This window comes from Bartonella sp. AP20NXHL (assembly GCF_042196165.1).
GTDB lineage: Bacteria > Pseudomonadota > Alphaproteobacteria > Rhizobiales > Rhizobiaceae > Bartonella.
In genome coordinates, this window is the sequence record NZ_JBHIPV010000004.1 from 25,250 (window position 1) to 41,922 (window position 16,673).

At 39.3% G+C, this 16,673-nt stretch carries 9 protein-coding genes; 3 read left to right on the plus strand and 6 right to left on the minus strand.

Annotated elements, in window-relative coordinates:
* Window positions 1-1,126: 1,126 nt before the first annotated feature.
* The 5 genes from ACFILL_RS03335 to ACFILL_RS03355 all read right to left on the minus strand — a co-directional run bounded on the left by ACFILL_RS03335 (window position 1,127) and on the right by ACFILL_RS03355 (window position 8,348).
* Window positions 1,127-1,792 (minus strand): YdcF family protein, encoded by a 666-nt coding sequence (locus ACFILL_RS03335; RefSeq protein WP_375643240.1) that lies wholly within the window; start codon window positions 1,790-1,792, stop codon window positions 1,127-1,129.
* A gap of 4 nt (window positions 1,793-1,796) precedes the next feature.
* Entirely contained in the window at window positions 1,797-2,750 is a 954-nt protein-coding gene (locus ACFILL_RS03340) for a cell division protein FtsX (RefSeq protein WP_375630906.1), read from the minus strand.
* Window positions 2,743-3,402, minus strand: a complete 660-nt coding sequence (ftsE, locus tag ACFILL_RS03345; RefSeq protein ID WP_273723097.1) for a cell division ATP-binding protein FtsE — start codon at window positions 3,400-3,402, stop codon at window positions 2,743-2,745. Before ftsE ends, ACFILL_RS03340 begins: the two co-directional genes overlap by 8 nt.
* A gap of 534 nt (window positions 3,403-3,936) precedes the next feature.
* A complete protein-coding gene (gene acs / locus ACFILL_RS03350; RefSeq protein ID WP_375643241.1) occupies window positions 3,937-5,880 on the minus strand; it encodes an acetate--CoA ligase in 1,944 nt (647 codons plus the stop codon).
* A gap of 1,778 nt (window positions 5,881-7,658) precedes the next feature.
* The gene (locus ACFILL_RS03355; RefSeq protein WP_375643243.1) at window positions 7,659-8,348 is read right to left on the minus strand and encodes a YggS family pyridoxal phosphate-dependent enzyme; all 690 of its coding nucleotides are present in this window, start codon (window positions 8,346-8,348) and stop codon (window positions 7,659-7,661) included.
* A gap of 165 nt (window positions 8,349-8,513) precedes the next feature.
* Between ACFILL_RS03355 and leuS the strand changes: the two genes are divergently transcribed.
* Window positions 8,514-11,156 carry a leucine--tRNA ligase gene (leuS, locus tag ACFILL_RS03360; RefSeq protein WP_375643313.1) on the plus strand — a complete coding sequence of 881 codons (2,643 nt, stop codon included), beginning with the start codon at window positions 8,514-8,516 and terminating at the stop codon, window positions 11,154-11,156.
* Window positions 11,143-11,751, plus strand: coding sequence for an LPS assembly lipoprotein LptE (gene lptE, locus ACFILL_RS03365; RefSeq protein ID WP_375643244.1), 609 nt, complete (start codon window positions 11,143-11,145; stop codon window positions 11,749-11,751). Before leuS ends, lptE begins: the two co-directional genes overlap by 14 nt.
* Here the strand turns inward: lptE and fsa are convergent.
* The gene (gene fsa / locus ACFILL_RS03370; RefSeq protein WP_273790517.1) at window positions 11,748-12,401 is read right to left on the minus strand and encodes a fructose-6-phosphate aldolase; all 654 of its coding nucleotides are present in this window, start codon (window positions 12,399-12,401) and stop codon (window positions 11,748-11,750) included. The two genes, lptE and fsa, sit on opposite strands and share 4 nt — an antisense overlap.
* Before the next feature lie 1,149 nt (window positions 12,402-13,550).
* Here fsa and ACFILL_RS03375 point away from each other — a divergent pair.
* Window positions 13,551-15,746, plus strand: a complete 2,196-nt coding sequence (locus ACFILL_RS03375) for a primosomal protein N' (RefSeq protein WP_375681082.1) — start codon at window positions 13,551-13,553, stop codon at window positions 15,744-15,746.
* The last annotated feature ends 927 nt before the right edge of the window (window positions 15,747-16,673 follow it).

Consider the following 16,673-nt stretch of genomic DNA (forward strand, 5'->3'; position numbering starts at 1 on the left):
TGAGAGCTCTCATTCAAGTTGTAGCGTAATAAAATTTCATTATAAATCAATATGTTGTATGTAATAAAGCACCTTAGGCAGTGAGGTCACTAAAATTATGACGCATGAGCTTTAGCGGCAGTGATGAATATTCTCAGGCAGAGGGGTTTTCTTGTCGAGCTTTATGTGAGTAAACCATATAAATGGGGAAGCTGAGAGGAACCTGTCCAGAGAAAGTGAACTGTTTACAAATCGTTGCTGATAGGAATCATCGTCCTTTGAGATGTTGAGAGGAAATCACAATTCTTATGAAATCTGTCTTTTGAGGTGTTCTGATATTGAAGTGAGCAGGTGGAACGCGTTAGACAAGAAGCTGAGTTATTATTGTTTACAGATCAATAGAGTTTAAAAATTTTCGTTCTTTTTCTGGGAGGAAACCAGACAAAAAGTGATCTTAGAGAGCGAAATGATTTCAAAAAAGATTGCGATAAAAAACGTGGGGTATTTGTAGCGGTGTGCGTTTTGAGCTTATTCCTATCTGTGATCTAAAATGCTCTTAAGAAGATGCTTTTTAGAATGAAGAAATATTTACTAATATATTGACTTATAATGATAGTTTAACATTCTCTCTGTTGAATGAGAAATCTAAGTATTATAAATTTTCTCATTTTAAATCTATTAAAATTATTTCTTTGCATGTCATACGAGGTTGGTATGTTTGTGTTTAAGAAAGGCGTAATGCATGCCTCTTACCAATCATCCCAAGAGGCTTGAGCTATCGTAATACTTGGGGGCGGCAAAATATAGGGTGGGGTGGTTTGCATTTTTATGAAGCGTAAAGACGGTGGTATAAATAGATCTCTATAACAAGTCTGAAGATCTTATAGTTGTCTGGGGGCTCTATTTACAAGAGCTTATATATTGAGATGGCATGTACAGATCCCGTGCTGTGAGATATGTTTGGGATGTAAGAGATGTTTTGGGTGAATGTGCAATACAGTGATACATGTATTGTGGGGTGTTCTGTGTTGTATGAAGGTAGCTCTGTCGAGCTTTTATAGAAGCAACCTCTTGTGGAAGAGTATGAGAGAAAGGTATGAAGAGGTCAGAAGATGGCAAGATTTTTAAAAAGTCAGAAGGATAAAGATTAGAATGCGGTTCTGATATAGACTTGGAGCGTTTTAATATATTGGAATATGAGAATGCGGATTTGATTGATCTGTTGTATTGCGCTTTCAGCATTGTTCTTTTTAACAGGATAGGCAATGAAATGGATATCAGGCATTAAATATTTAAGTTCTCGCATCGAGCGCCACACATGGTAATCATGGGTGACGATATAAAGGGTTTTATAGTGGTGTTTTTTGATCCAATCGGCGCTTTCTTTAGCATTTCCTCTGGTGTTAATCGCTTGATGCCCGATGTCAATACAACAGGAGATAAGCCGTCGGGTAATATGCATGTTATGCATGAGACTTTTCAGGTTGGTTGTGGTATTTACACCACTGATGAGGAGACGTGAACCAAGCCCCCTTTGTAAGAGATTAAGTCCTGTCTCTATTCGGTTTTCTCCGCCTGTCAGCACAATGATGGCATCAGCTTTGGGGAGAGGCTGTGGGGGAGAAAGTCGTTCAGTTTTTTCAGAAAAAATAATAAAACCGCTCCAGAAAATGAAAACAATGATTGAAAGAGTAAGGGTTGTCGGTGGAAAATAGCGAAATAAAAAGCGGGGAGACCAACTATAGTGGAGCCGTTTTGGAAGAGGACGTTCTAAATTGTTTTGCGTCAATGAGTTGGAAGTGTTGTGAGTCATAAAATTAAAATAAACCGTTTTCACATTGATCGATTTTTTTCAGTTGTGTTAAAATAGTCATGCGGTTTGTAAGGGTGGTAAGAAAAGAAACGAAAATAATAAGAAAAATGATTTTTCCGTAGGGGATGGAACTTATGGAAAGATGTCCAAACAAAGCTGTTATTTGGCTAGCTTCCACTCTTCCCAAGTTATAATTCGTCCAGAGACAAAAGGCTGAAAACAGAAATATGCTTGTAAGACCACCATATAAAGCACCACGCAGCGCGGTTTTAAAAAAATGCCAGTCAAATTGGCGGGCAATGAAAAGAGTTTCAGTACCAAGGAAATATAAGACATTGATAATATGTGTATTTTCTGCCAATGCATTGCGGGTGGCAAAAATGATGGTGAGGATAAGAGAACCTAGAACCAATGCTAAAATTGAAAAACCAATGAAAACAGTGGTGTGTGCCATGGTCGCAAAACGATGAACCCAAACACGGTGATCATCAAATTGACCTCCTGGAATTTGGGTTTTAATGGCGTGATTAATGGCTGCAAAATTGATTTTTTCATCCCCATTCAGGGTCACAATGATGAGGCGGGGAAGGGGTAGTTCATTGACATTGAAGCCTGTTCCAAGCCATGGCTCCAGTAACTTTTCTGTAGCTTTTTGGTCAACAATTTTTGCATCTTGTACACCAGAAAATGTTTTAACCAATTGTACGGCATCACGGAGTGCTTTGTTGATATCAACATTGTCAATGGGACGTATTTGTATTGTTGCTTCATAGCTAATCTGATTACTCCAATTTTGGGCAGCATGTTGGACTAAATCAACACCGATTAAGGTGAGGCTTGAAAGAAATGTCATAATAGCAATTACGGCAACCAATGCTTTTCCAGAAATATTACCACTGGGAATAATCGCTGTTGTATTTTTTTTATTGCTTGTAAAAATGGGGAAAGACTTATTCATGAATCGTCATCCGTCCGTTATGGAGAAGCATACGCCGTGCTGCAACTTGTTCCATTAAGGCAATATCATGGGTGGCAATGATAACAGCCGTTCCAAAACGGTTTAATTCAATAAACAAACGGAGGAGGCGTTTTGCCAAGGGCGGATCGACATTTCCAGTCGGTTCATCGGCAAGTAGAATTTCAGGTTGATCAATGAGTGCGCGTGCAATGGCTACCCTTTGTTTTTCCCCACCGGAAAGAACAGGTGGTAAAACATGAATATGATCTCCAAGACCTACCCAACAGAGAAGATCTTCCACTTCACTGCGATAGGTTGCTTCTTCTTGTCCTTTAATGCGTAAAGGTAAGGAGACATTTTCATAAGTGGTCATGTGGTCGAGTAAACGAAAATCTTGAAAAACCACACCGATACGTTGTCGCAGCGCAGGGAGCTCTTGTCGTTTGAGTAATGCTGTGTCTGTTCCAAAGAGATCAATATGACCGCGGGTGGGTTTGAGTGCCAAAAACATAAGACGCATCAGCGACGTTTTCCCTGCTCCAGAGGCACCTGTGAGAAATTGAAATGATCCAGGAGGAATATGAAAGCTAATATCACGAAGGACCTCAGGGCCCATTCCATAGCGTAGGCCGACATTTTCAAAATGAATCACTTTTTATTATTACTCCTGATTTTATATTGCATCATTTATTCTAAAAACTCTTACTTTCATTGCTTTAGATTTTTGTTGTAAGCTTGTTTATTTTAGATTTCATGGTTTTCAATATTTTTTATACACCCTCGTTATAGATAAATATTTTTGCTCAAGAATATTATCACTTATACTTTCTTTTTTTAGCTTTATTTATGATTTTAGCAGGAATTTCAAAGGGATTCTAGCATAAACATCAGAACTATTTTTCCTTCTTACTCAGAGGCTTTTTTTGCATTGAGTGGACATTGGGTGATTTTAAAAAGCTATGTTGCTCTTTTTATCTTACTTTCTTATTCTTGTTCGCATCCCAATCTTGAGGTTTTTGCTTAAATTATTTCTTACCTGTTATGAAAAAAAGCGTTTGTTGTTAGAATGATTGAGCTTCTCATGCATTGTTTTGTTTTTTATTCTCCTTGGTGGTTTTCGTAATAATGCTGAGATAATTTTAGCAAAAAAACAAAAACCACCGTATGTTGTATTGCGTCGTGTTTTTTAGTTTTGTCGGTTGGCAATCAGATCTTCAACAACTTGTGGTTCGGCAAGGGTTGAAATATCTCCGAGAGTATCAAAATCGTTTTCAGCGATTTTTCGTAAAATACGTCTCATAATTTTCCCTGATCGTGTTTTGGGAAGCTGCGGAGCAAACTGAATTTTATCCAATATGGCAATAGAGCCTATTTCTTGTCTCACATGCTTGATAAGGTCTTTTTGCAATTCTTCACTTGGCTCTGTTCCTTCCATGAGAGTCACAAAACTATAAATTCCTTGTCCTTTAATGGGATGCGGGTAACCCACAATAGCTGCTTCTGATACAGCGGGATGAGAAACAAGAGCTGATTCAATTTCAGCAGTTCCTAACCTGTGCCCCGAGACATTGAGAATGTCATCAACTCGTCCTGTGATCCAATAATAACCGTCGCTATCGCGCCTACAGCTATCGCCTGAAAAATATTTTCCTTTATAGGAGGAAAAATAAGTTTGAATAAAGCGTTCATGATCCTTATAAAGTGTGCGCATTTGTCCGGGCCATGAATCACTGATACAAAGATTGCCTTCTGCTTCACCTTCTAAAACATTGCCTTGGGCATCAACAATTTGGGGTTGAACACCAAAAAAAGGACGTGTGGCCGATCCTGCTTTGAGGGGTGTTGCACCGGGCAAGGGCGTGATCATATGCCCTCCTGTTTCCGTTTGCCACCATGTATCGAGAATCGGACAACGGTCATTTCCAATTATATGATAAAACCATTCCCATGCTTCTGGATTAATCGGTTCTCCTACCGTGCCTAAGAGACGCAACGATGTTCTGTTTGAGTGTTCAACAAACGAATTTCCTGCTCCCATTAAGGCGCGGATAGCTGTTGGTGCTGTATAGAGCGTATTGACTTGGTGTTTGTCGACAATTTCCCAGAATCTGCCTTTGTCAGGAAAGGTTGGTGTGCCTTCAAACATTAAAGTGGTCGCACCATTGCATAAAGGTCCATAAACCAAGTAAGAATGACCGGTTATCCACCCAATGTCAGCCGTGCACCAGTAAACTTCATTGGGGTGGTAATCAAAAACATATTGGTGAGTCATCGAGGCAAAAATAAGATAGCCCGCTGTGGTATGCAAAACACCTTTAGGTTTGCCTGTTGAGCCTGAAGTATAAAGAATAAAAAGTGGATCTTCAGCATTCATTGGTTCTGGTGGACAAGCTGTTTTGGCATGAGCTATCTCTTCGTGGTACCAAAAATCACGCCCCTCTACCCATTGAATGGGTCCACAAGTTCGCCGTATAACCATGACTTGGTCCACATGCACGTTTTGGCGCGCGGCTATCTCAATAGCATGATCAACATTGTCTTTTAAGTTGATCCGTTTGCTGCCACGCAAGCCTTGATCAGCGGTAATAATGAAGGTTGATTCACAATCGACAAGGCGTCCTGCTATTGCCTCAGCAGAAAAGCCAGCAAAAATAACCGAATGAATAGCACCAATGCGGGCGCAGGCGAGCATAGCATAGGCTGCTTCGGGTACCATGGGGAGATAAATGGTTACTTTATCGCCTTTCTTAATGCCACGACTTTTCAAAAGATTAGCAAAACGACAAACATGTTCATAAAGCTCGTTATAGGTTATTTTTTTATCATGGTAAGGATTATCTCCTTCCCAAATGAGTGCGATTTTGTCTCCATGGGTTTTCAGGTGGCGATCAATGCAATTATAGGCAACATTTGTTATCCCATCTTCGTACCATTGAATGGAGACATCTCCGTTAAAAGAAGTGTTTTTTACTTTTGTAAAAGGTTTAAACCATTCAATGCGTTGACCATGTTTTGCCCAGAAGCTTTCTGGATCATCGATGCTTTCTCGATACCACTGTTGATAAGTTTCCTCATCGAGTAAAGTATTTTTTTTGATCTCTTCTGATACTGGATAGATTTTTTCAGTCATGTTTCCCTCTTTTTATTGTTTTGAAAATCTGCCTCTGTATTTTTGTATGGTTATATTTGTGGCAGAGTTTTCCCAAAAGCTTTTCATTGTGAGGTTAGACTAAATGACAAAGATTAGAATAGTCAATTTTTAAATCTGATACGTTTTTCTTAAAAAGGTATTTTATGCTTTTAGGATATTTAAATGTGGCAAAGTCTATTGCGGTATAGAGCCTTTTATAAACGCACAAAGGCATTAAAAAATATCATATAAAAAGGGAGATGAAGGTGCTTTATTGATTATCGCTTTAAATGTTTTTTATTTTGTATTCCCTTATTCAAATAAGAATAAGTTCATTAATAATTAATTAAACCAAAATATCAAAAATAATGAAAAGAATTACTGTATATAAAGTTTATTTTATAGTTACTTTCCAAATGTAACTACCATTTTTAAAAACCAATAGCATATATAGGGATAAAGACAATGAGAATACAAAACATTCTTACGATTTCATAACAAATATTCATTATAAAAAAATTCTGATTATAAGATGTGATCCACAATAGATATCTCTGAAAATTATTTTATCCACAGATGTAGATATTTAATTTGGTATATTCTTACAAATATACTTACAAAATTATTTAACTTCAGAGAGATATCTTTGTCGCTATATGACCGAATGTGCTGCATGAACCAAAAATATTAATTCTCCTTAATTATCTACATTAAAAGTAGTATCATAATGATACATTTCAAATGTCTATCATGTATTTTTAGAAAAATGTCAAAGATAAATTTTAAAAATAACAATAAAAATACTGTATAAATAATATCTATACTATGTATACATGAAATCTTCTTCTTAAGAAGATAATAATATTATTTGCAATATTTTAGAATATAAGAAATATCCCCTGTTTTTCCTTAATTAAAGTTTAAAATTAGAAAAATTAGGCATATGAAAAGTTGAAGTTTTTCTCTTTGTTTACGAGAAATATAAAGGAATATCGTTATTGAAATCGTTCTCATTTCCATTGTTTTGCGGGTATGTATTGTGCGCATATGCACGGGATTTGTTCTTTTATTTTTCAGGCGAATATTGACTGTATTTTACGCTTTGTAGAGCATGGAAAGCCTCTATACTATCGTTGACCTTATAGATTGCTATTCATGTTGTTTAGCGCGGTTCTTGGCGCTCTATTGGGTATTTGAGATGTTTATTTTGCTCAAGTGACTTACATGAAAGAGTTTTGTTACTGTATTATGTAACCATAAGCCTCTTTTTGTCTGCTTTATGCCATTGGCATGTGGGGAAATTGTTTACGCGTGTTGGAGAAGTTAAGAGAATTCATGATTTTCAATGGAAATCATTGCGATGATCTTATTCAATATTCTTTTGTAATTATTTATTTCGCGACAGTTTTTTCATTCATGCGCAACGCCTCTCTTATCATTTTGCCTTTATATAAGGATTTATTTTTTACGTTGCTTTTGCTGGAGAGGCGGTCAGAGGGGAGTAAAGTAGAGCTAATGTGCGAGAATATGAGAGCCAAATTGCAATGCTATCTTGAAGCTATTGTACGTGTTGTGGATGTGCCGATGAGAAATTTGAGAAGACCAGCTTTTTTGCTAACAGGATGAAAGAGGGACTGGAATCTTTTTTGCTAGAATTGCTCTTTTATTGATATTGAAGGAAATATTTTTTCTCATTTCTGCTGTTTTTGGCTTGTTCGTAGAATTTTCAAGGGAGATTATATGAAGGGGGAATGAATTTATATGAAGGGGGAATTGCTTTACACAGGGCGTTTTCCAAATAAAGCAGAGCCAATGCGAAGGACGTTAGAGCCAAACTGTAGAGCGGTTTTGAAGTCACTGGACATGCCCATGGAAAGCTTTGGAAGACCTGCTTGTTTTGCTAATTTTGCTAACAGTGCGAAATAGGGGCCGGGGTTTTCATCGACAGGGGGAATGCCCATAAGTCCGATGATATCAAGTCCATAGTTGTTTTTGCATTGGTTGACAAAAGATGTAGCTTCTTGTGGTGCGATACCACTTTTTTGCGGTTCTAAGCCAATGTTAACCTGAACATAGCAAGGAAGATGCCTTTTTTGTTTTTCCATTTCTTCAGCTAAGCTTTTGGCTATTTTTTCACGGTCAACCGTTTGAATAACATCAAAAATTTTTACCGCCTCTGCTGTTTTATTTGATTGTAGGGGACCGATGAGATGAAGTTTAATATTTTCAAATTGTTGACGTAAAGCAGGCCATTTTTGTGCTGCTTCTTGTACGCGGTTTTCTGCAAACAAAGATTGGCCTGCTTGCAAAAGGGGTCGTATATCAATAGCAGAAACAGTTTTTGAAACAGCGATAAGTTCAATTTCTTCTACGGGGCGTTGTAGCTCTTGGCATATTGCTGCAATGTCTTTTTGAAGGTTTTGCCATGCTTCAACGGAAGGGGCATCGAGGGGCGTTTGTGTATTCATATTTTTGTGCTTTACCTTTTTTGTTCAAGAGTTGGTCGTTTTTTTTAAAGTTTTATAAAATACTTAGGGAAATATTTCACGAAAATGTTGACGATGAGGTTAATCCATGGTCAAGCATAATAAAACAAGTTTTTGGTTCTGTTTTATTAAAAGAGTATAATGGGAATGACAATTGGACATTATAATATAGGCGAACGCTATAATCCACGTGCGAGAGAAAAAAAATGGCAAGAAATTTGGGATGAAAAGAAAATTTTTCAGACTCTTCAAGAAGATGCTCGTGAAAAATATTATGTTTTAGAAATGTTTCCTTATCCTTCTGGCCGTATTCACATGGGGCATGTGCGCAATTATGCCATGGGGGATGTGGTGGCACGCTATAAAAGGGCAAAGGGTTTTAATGTACTTCATCCCATGGGGTGGGATGCTTTTGGTATGCCAGCTGAAAATGCTGCTCTGCAAAGTAAAGTGCATCCTAAAACTTGGACCTATCAAAATATTGCGGTCATGCGCGGGCAATTAAAACAATTAGGACTCTCACTCGATTGGGCGCGTGAATTTGCAACTTGTGATGTGGAATATTACCACCGCCAACAAATGTTGTTCCTTGATTTCTATCAAAAGGGGTTGGTAGCACGTAAAGTGGCTAAGGTGAATTGGGACCCTGTTGATCATACTGTTTTGGCCAATGAACAGGTTGTTGATGGGCGGGGATGGCGTTCTGGTGCGTTGGTAGAACAGCGTGAATTGACGCAGTGGTTTTTCAAAATTAGCGACTTTAGTGAAGATCTCTTGGCAGGGCTTGAAGAGCTGAACCAATGGCCGGAAAAAGTTCGCACCATGCAAAAAAACTGGATTGGAAAATCACAAGGTTTGCTGATTCGTTGGGCTTTAAAGTCGGCGGGTGATGCTGATGATGTTTGTGATAAATTTGATGAGGTTGTTTGTTATTCAACGCGTCCTGATACACTGTTTGGCGCTTCCTTTTTGGCTCTGTCTGTTGATCATCCTATTGCACAAGCTTTGGCAAAAAAAGACAAAGCGTTGAGTGCTTTTATTGAAAATTGTCGGTGTGGTGGAACGACAACAGCAGCACTTGAAACAGCTGAAAAACAAGGGTTTCTCACGCCCCTTTTGGCTGTTCATCCTTTCGATTCAACAGTACATATTCCCGTTTATATCGCGAATTTTGTGCTTATGGACTATGGAACAGGGGTTGTTTTTGGTTGTCCGGCTCATGATCAGAGAGATTTCGATTTTGCGCGTAAATATGATCTTCCAATAAAACCGGTGGTTTTACCAAAAGGAGAGCAAGCAGAAGATTTTGTTATTACTGAAACAGCTTATACGGGTGATGGGGTGATGATCAATTCCAGTTTTTTGGATGGTTTAACACCCCAACAAGCTTTTGAAGAAGCTGCTAAAAAGCTTGAAAAACAAATGCTCAATGGGCAACCGCAAGGGAAGAAAACAGTGCAATTTCGTTTGCGTGATTGGGGGATTTCACGTCAACGTTATTGGGGGTGTCCCATTCCGATGATCCATTGTACAACTTGTGGGGTTGTTCCTGTTCCACGTGCCAATTTACCGGTTGTGTTGCCTGATGATGTTACTTTTGATCAACCAGGAAATCCTCTTGCACGACATGAAAGGTGGCAGAATGTTACTTGTCCTTCCTGTGGTCAACCTGCCAAACGCGAAACCGATACCATGGACACATTTGTTGACTCTTCTTGGTATTATGCACGCTTTACGGCTCCTTTTGCGCAGGGACCTGTTGACAAACAAGCAACAGCTGAATGGTTGCCTGTGCAACAATATATTGGTGGAATTGAGCATGCCATTTTGCATCTTCTTTATGCGCGCTTTTTTATGCGTGCTATGAAATTGGTCGGTCATGTGACGGTAGATGAGCCTTTTAAGGGGCTTTTTACCCAAGGGATGGTGGTGCATGAAACCTATCGGGATGATCAAGGGTGGGTTTCTCCAGCAGAAATTTCGATTGTTGAAAAAGATGGAAAGCGGTGTGCTTATAAATTAACCGATCAAAGTGAAGTGACGATTGGTTTGATTGAAAAAATGTCTAAATCAAAAAAGAATGTTGTTGATCCTGATGATATTATTGCATCTTATGGCGCTGATACTGTGCGTTGGTTTGTGTTGTCAGATTCTCCTCCCGAGCGGGATGTCATTTGGACAGAATCTGGTGTTGAAGGTGCACATCGCTTTGTACAGCGTGTTTGGCGCCATGTGGCTGTGAGTGCTTCTATTTTAAAGGATGTGGCGCCTTGTGCAGGGCATCAGGGGGCGGCTTTGGAACTCTCAAAGGTCGCACATCGCACGCTTTGCGCTGTAGAAGATGATTTGGAAAATTTCGCTTTTAATCGGGCTATTGCACGCCTTTATGAATTCTTGAATATTATGGCACCGTTGTTAAATAGGATAGCAAGTGTTGACGATGAAATGAAAGCTTCTTTACGTCAAGCTATGGATTTTTTTCTTGCCATGATTGCACCCATGATGCCCCATTTAGCAGAAGAATGTCATGCTGCTTTAGGAGGAAAAACTTTAATGTCTGCGCTTGCTTGGCCTGTTTATGATCGTGCGTTAACCGTTGCGGAATGCTATACTTTGCCAGTACAAATTAATGGTAAAAAACGCGGTGAGGTGAGCGTTGCAGCAACTGCTGATGAGGTGATGATTAAAGAAGCGGTTTTGGCGTTAGATTTTGTAAAGGCGCAACTGGTTGAAAAGCCTGTGAAAAAAATCATTGTTGTTCCACAAAGGATTGTGAATGTCGTTTTTTAGAAGTTCTATTCTTGTCATTTTAGCTGGTGTATTCACACTGTTGTGTGGATGCAAAGTTGAACCGCTTTACCGTCAAGAGTTGCAGAGTGCAATGACAATGGATTCTGCTTCTTATGGGAATCCTGCTTCTGGATACCCTTCTGGACAAGCTTCTTTGGGGTTAGCGCAAAAGCTTGCTTCTATTGTTGTGGAAGAACCTTCGGATCGTTTTGGTCAAATGGTGCGCAATCATCTGCTTTTTCTTTTGTATGGAAATGGTGCTAAACCTTCTCTACCTGCTTATAAATTGGCATTGCAGATATCCGTCTTTACAAGAGAATCTATGCAGATAGAGGTTGATTTCGAGAAAAAGAGAAAGGGACGACCTTCTGTTGGAACTGTTATGAGCAGAGCTTCTTATACTTTGCAGGATATGAAAAATACTCTTGTTGCAAAAGGAACAGCAATGATGAATGCATCTTTTGAGCAACTTCGTCAAGAATATGCAACGCTGCAAGCAGAAGAAGATGCAAAAAAACGTGTTGCGGAAGAGTTGGCTGAACAGATCTTTTTGTTACTTTCAAAAGATCTGTTCAATAAAATTTCTAGACATTAAGCAATATTTTGTCCTGTTTTTTTCCAGTCGTCGAGGAATATTTGCAACCCTTTGTCGGTGAGAGGATGTTTGACTAGTGCTTTTAAGATTGCTGGTGGAACTGTTGCAACGTCAGCACCGCTTAGTGCTGCTTCTTTGACATGATTAACGGTGCGGATTGAAGCGGCCAAGATTTGTGTTTCAAAGTTATAGTTATCATAAATTGTGCGAATTTCATGAAGCAGTTCACTTCCATCATTTCCACAATCATCAAGTCTACCAATAAAAGGTGAAACGAATGTTGCGCCTGCTTTGGCGGCTAATAAGGCTTGATTGGCAGAAAAACAAAGTGTGAGATTTGTTTTTAGTCCTGCTGCTGTGAGGGCTTTACAGGCTTTTAATCCATCGAGTGTTAAAGGAAGCTTGATACAAATATTGTCGGCAACCTTTGCTAAAACAGCTGCTTCTTTCATGATGCTTTCAAATTCCGTTGCTGCAACTTCAGCAGAAACAGGTCCGCTAACGAGAGCACAAATTTCTTTTGTAACATCAAGAATATTGCGTCCTGATTTTAGGATAAGAGAGGGATTGGTGGTAACACCATCAACAAGGCTTAAATTCTGTAACTCTTGAATTTCTTCAATATTGGCGCTATCCACAAAAAATTTCATCTCTAACCTCTTTTTTTAGCTTTATCCTATTTTTTGTTATGCGCTATTGTTGACTGCAAAAGCAAGAGAAAGAATTAATATCTGTGTAAAGAACAAGAATGCTATGGTGTTAATCATGTATCCGTTTTCGGTAAAGAAATATGATTTATCGTTTCCACACCCATTTCATAGTGTTGCTCGTGATAAGGCATAGAATTCATTGCGTACCAACATTTTTGCGTATTGGCATCTTTGCGTAGCGGTGTTTTTATATTTATGGAAATAAGCTAGCATTATCAAACACTTTGCTCATTTCCTATTTGCGATTGCTCTTGATATTTGAGAGTGCATCATAAGATACCTTCCTTTTTTAGGGGGTATGTTTAACTTTGTTTTTGATGAAAGCGGATGGATTTATTTTGTCGTAAAACACTGTTGAAGAACGCCTGTAAAATTTTACGCATGAAGGGTTTTTTTATGGTCAATTACATTGATTTATTCTGTTTTCCCCATTCTTCAAAAATACGCTTTTGTGCTGCTTGTATTGTTGCTTGATTTTCAATCAAGCTGAAAGATGTATACACGTGTTTTCACTTTTTGGCACAAAGCCAAGGTGAATATTGTAACGGCTCCATTTGCAATATTATTCTCCTTATAATTAAAATCATGGGATACTTTTTTATCAATAAGGATTTACAAATGTTCCTCGATGGGTTTGAAATGAAAAAAAATCATCGTATTGAGGGTTTTTATTACAATAGGTAAAATAATGATTATATCTTTATAAATCAGTTTGTTGAAGATAAATTGAGATATGAGGCGGTAAAAAAATAAACGTGTGCGTTGGGAAGAGGTCACACTATGGGATCGCCTTGTTGAAGGATGCACTTAACCGATAGCATGTTGAATGCTTAATAGTGATGCGTTTTATTTACACAGAAGAATAGTGCTGTTTTTTTGCTATAGAGTTTTTTGTTATAGACGATGAGATTGGTTCTTTATATTGGCACTTTGGTGAGGGAATGCGTGTTAAAAAGAATTTTTGTTAGAAAAGTGTTGTGATCGGGGGGATTGAATCCTGCAATGAATTTTATAAGAGTGTTTAAAGATAAGGTGTAGACTTGTTGATGCTCAATAGGTCGTAGATTGGTTTACAAGATGAATTCAAGCATGATAGAGGAAAAGATTGTATCCGTATTGGTTCCTCTTCCTGTTGCTCACGCTTATAGTTATAAAGTTCCATCTTCTATGGAGGTGAACGTTGGTTCCTTTGTTCGGGTTCCGTTGATGGGGCGTGAGCTTTGCGGTTTTGTTGTAGATGTTGGAGAGCGGACAGCCGATGGGCACAAGTCTGCTTCGGTGGCGCGTGAAAAATTACGCTTTCTGCTTCATGTTTTTGATTGCCCCCCATTAAAAGCAGAAATGATCACATTTTTGCGTTTTGTTAGTCGCTATACAATGGCACCTTTTGGTCTTGTCGCACGATTGGTTTTGTCGGTACCGGCTGCTTTAGAGCCGGAAGCGCAGATGCTGGGTTTGCGATATTGTGGTGGAAATGTAGAACGTCTCACACCAGCGCGGTCACGGGTTTTGGAATTGGTGCGTAATGAGAAGATATGGACACGTTCTGGTCTGGCACATGCAGCTGGAACTTCGGTTTCTGTTGTTGAAGGTTTAAAAGCGCTAGGAATTTTTGAAGATGTTAAGGTTCCTGCTCCTGATCTTGTGGCAATGCCTGATCCTGATTTTTGTCCCCCTCAGTTGCAGGGAGCGCAAAGTGAAGCAGCAACATTATTGCGGGAAGGTGTTTTATCTTCTCAGTTTCAAGTTTTTTTGCTTGATGGTGTTACGGGTTCAGGAAAGACAGAGGTTTATTTTGAAGCGGTTTCTCAAGCCTTTAAAGAGGGCAAGCAGGTTTTAATTTTATTGCCGGAAATTGCTTTAACACAGCAGTTTTTAGATCGTTTTTATGCACGTTTTGGCGCTGCGGCAGCAGAATGGCATTCTGATTTGACGCCACGTCGTAGAGAACGCGTCTGGCGACAAGTTGCAGAAGGGCGGGTGCGTGTCGTTGCGGGGGCTCGTTCGGCGCTTTTTCTTCCCTTTCATGAGCTTGGCTTGATTGTTGTCGATGAAGAGCACGATAGCGCTTATAAACAAGAAGAGCGCATTTTTTATCATGCGCGTGATATGGCTGTTGCACGGGGCTCTTTTGAGCATTTTCCTGTTATTTTATCTTCAGCCACACCGTCGATTGAAAGCCAAGCCAATGTTTTAAAAGGGCGTTATCAAAAGGTGCATTTACCTTCCCGTTTTAAAGAAGCTGCACTTCCACAGTTGCGGGTGGTTGATATGCGCCAAGGAGGGGTGCAAAAGGGGCGCTTTATTTCCTTTGCTCTTGAAAGGGCTTTAAAGCAAACGCTTGATAAGGGCGAACAAGCTCTTCTTTTTCTTAATCGTCGTGGTTATGCACCTTTAACTTTATGCCGAATTTGCGGACATCGTTTTCATTGTACCGATTGTTCAAGTTGGTTGGTCGAACATCGTGCGCACGGGCAACTGAAATGTCATCATTGTGGATATCATGAACCACTTCCTCAAGCCTGTCCTGAATGCGGGACATTAGATCATCTCGTGGCTTGTGGACCGGGTGTGGAAAGAATTGCCGAAGAAACACAAATGCTTTTTCCTCAAGCGCGATCATTGATCCTTTCAACAGATCTCAAAGGAGGGATTGGGAAGTTGCGAAGCGAATTACAAGCCATTGCAAATGGCGATGTGGACATTATTATTGGAACACAGTTAGTCGCTAAAGGACATCATTTTCCCAAGCTCTCTCTGGTTGGTGTTATTGATGCTGATCTTGGTCTTGCCAATGGCGATTTACGTGCAAGTGAACGTACCTATCAGCTGCTTTCTCAAGTTACCGGAAGAGCAGGGCGTGTGGGATTGAAAAGTTTAGGATTATTGCAAACTTATCAACCAGATCATCCGGTTATCAAAGCCTTACTTGCATGCCAGCCAGAAGATTTTTACACACGTGAGATTGCAGCGCGTCAGCATTATCATTTGCCTCCCTATGGGCGGCTTGCCTCTTTGATCGTGTCTGCACAACAGCGCCAAGCAGCAGAACATTATGCGCGCGCATTGCGTCAAGCAGCGCCACGGGAAAAAAATATCTCGGTTATGGGACCAGCAGAAGCGCCTTTGGCTTTGGTTCGGGGGCGTTATCGTTTTCGGCTTTTGCTGCAAGGACAGCGTTCTTTTGATATACAAGGGTTTATACGTGCAATGCTTAGCGGTACACCCAAAATGCCCAGTTCCGTTCGGGTTCAAATTGATATTGATCCGCAAAGTTTTTTCTAAAACCAGTATCGCATAAAGTGAAGGTCTCTTTGCTTAAGGTGCTTTACTTGAACTCTTATATTATTCAGAATAAGCATCCAAGCAGCAAAATATGATACATGTACATTGTATTAAGTAGAGCTACGGGAAAAAATATCTTTGTTATAGAACCAGCAGAAGCGCCTCTCTTCTTCGAGGGCACTATCATTTCGGCTTTTACTCCTTTTTTGTATGAGGGACAGTATTCTTTTGATAGGCGGATTCTTTTTATAAGGGCTTAAAATGCTTAGCTGTACACCCAAAATGCCCAGTTCCGTTCGCGTTCAAATTGATATTGATCTATGCTTTTTCTAAATCAGTGCAATATAGTGCCATATAAAGTGACGCTATGTGGGCTTAATGAGGGACGTGTTTTTGATATTATTTGACCTTAAAGCCTTATGAAGCAGCGTTCATAAGATGTATCAGCGCTGTACGAGTCGTACCTGCGTTTATATGCTAGATTAGGGCGAGAATATTGCATATATCTATTTTATTTATCTTTGACGAGAACACGGACTCATTTTGGAGCGTGAAGGTCAAAATGAGCATTCATCGTTGTCATCCTTATTCATTCGGCTCTAGAATTTTCAAAAGCATCCATAATAATAATTTTTATAAATAATAAATATTGATTTATAGTGATAATATGCCGTTATTCATATTATAGCCTCAACTATCGTAGGATTCTCTTATTTAAAATCTATTTATATTGATCAATCAAAACCATTCGTTTGCATGTTACAGATGGGGGAGCATGTGTCGCGTAAAACTATACAAGAGAGGACCAAAATACCTAATCATCTCAAGAATTAAGGGCTGTCGTAAAATTGGGAGATGGCAAAGTGTGTGATGGTGCCGGCTTGTTCTTTCATAAGTGTAAAGATGGGGCTGCTCAATGGGGTTACC

What these genes read in the sequence shown, in the direction of transcription:
- ACFILL_RS03335 (WP_375643240.1), bottom strand. Translation starts at nt 1,792, where the DNA reads ATGACTCACAACACTTCCAACTCATTGACGCAAAACAATTTAGAACGT.
- ACFILL_RS03340 (WP_375630906.1), bottom strand. Translation starts at nt 2,750, where the DNA reads ATGAATAAGTCTTTCCCCATTTTTACAAGCAATAAAAAAAATACAACA.
- acs (WP_375643241.1), bottom strand. Translation starts at nt 5,880, where the DNA reads ATGACTGAAAAAATCTATCCAGTATCAGAAGAGATCAAAAAAAATACT.
- ACFILL_RS03355 (WP_375643243.1), bottom strand. Translation starts at nt 8,348, where the DNA reads ATGAATACACAAACGCCCCTCGATGCCCCTTCCGTTGAAGCATGGCAA.
- leuS (WP_375643313.1), top strand. Translation starts at nt 8,514, where the DNA reads ATGACAATTGGACATTATAATATAGGCGAACGCTATAATCCACGTGCG.
- lptE (WP_375643244.1), top strand. Translation starts at nt 11,143, where the DNA reads ATGTCGTTTTTTAGAAGTTCTATTCTTGTCATTTTAGCTGGTGTATTC.
- fsa (WP_273790517.1), bottom strand. Translation starts at nt 12,401, where the DNA reads ATGAAATTTTTTGTGGATAGCGCCAATATTGAAGAAATTCAAGAGTTA.
- ACFILL_RS03375 (WP_375681082.1), top strand. Translation starts at nt 13,551, where the DNA reads ATGATAGAGGAAAAGATTGTATCCGTATTGGTTCCTCTTCCTGTTGCT.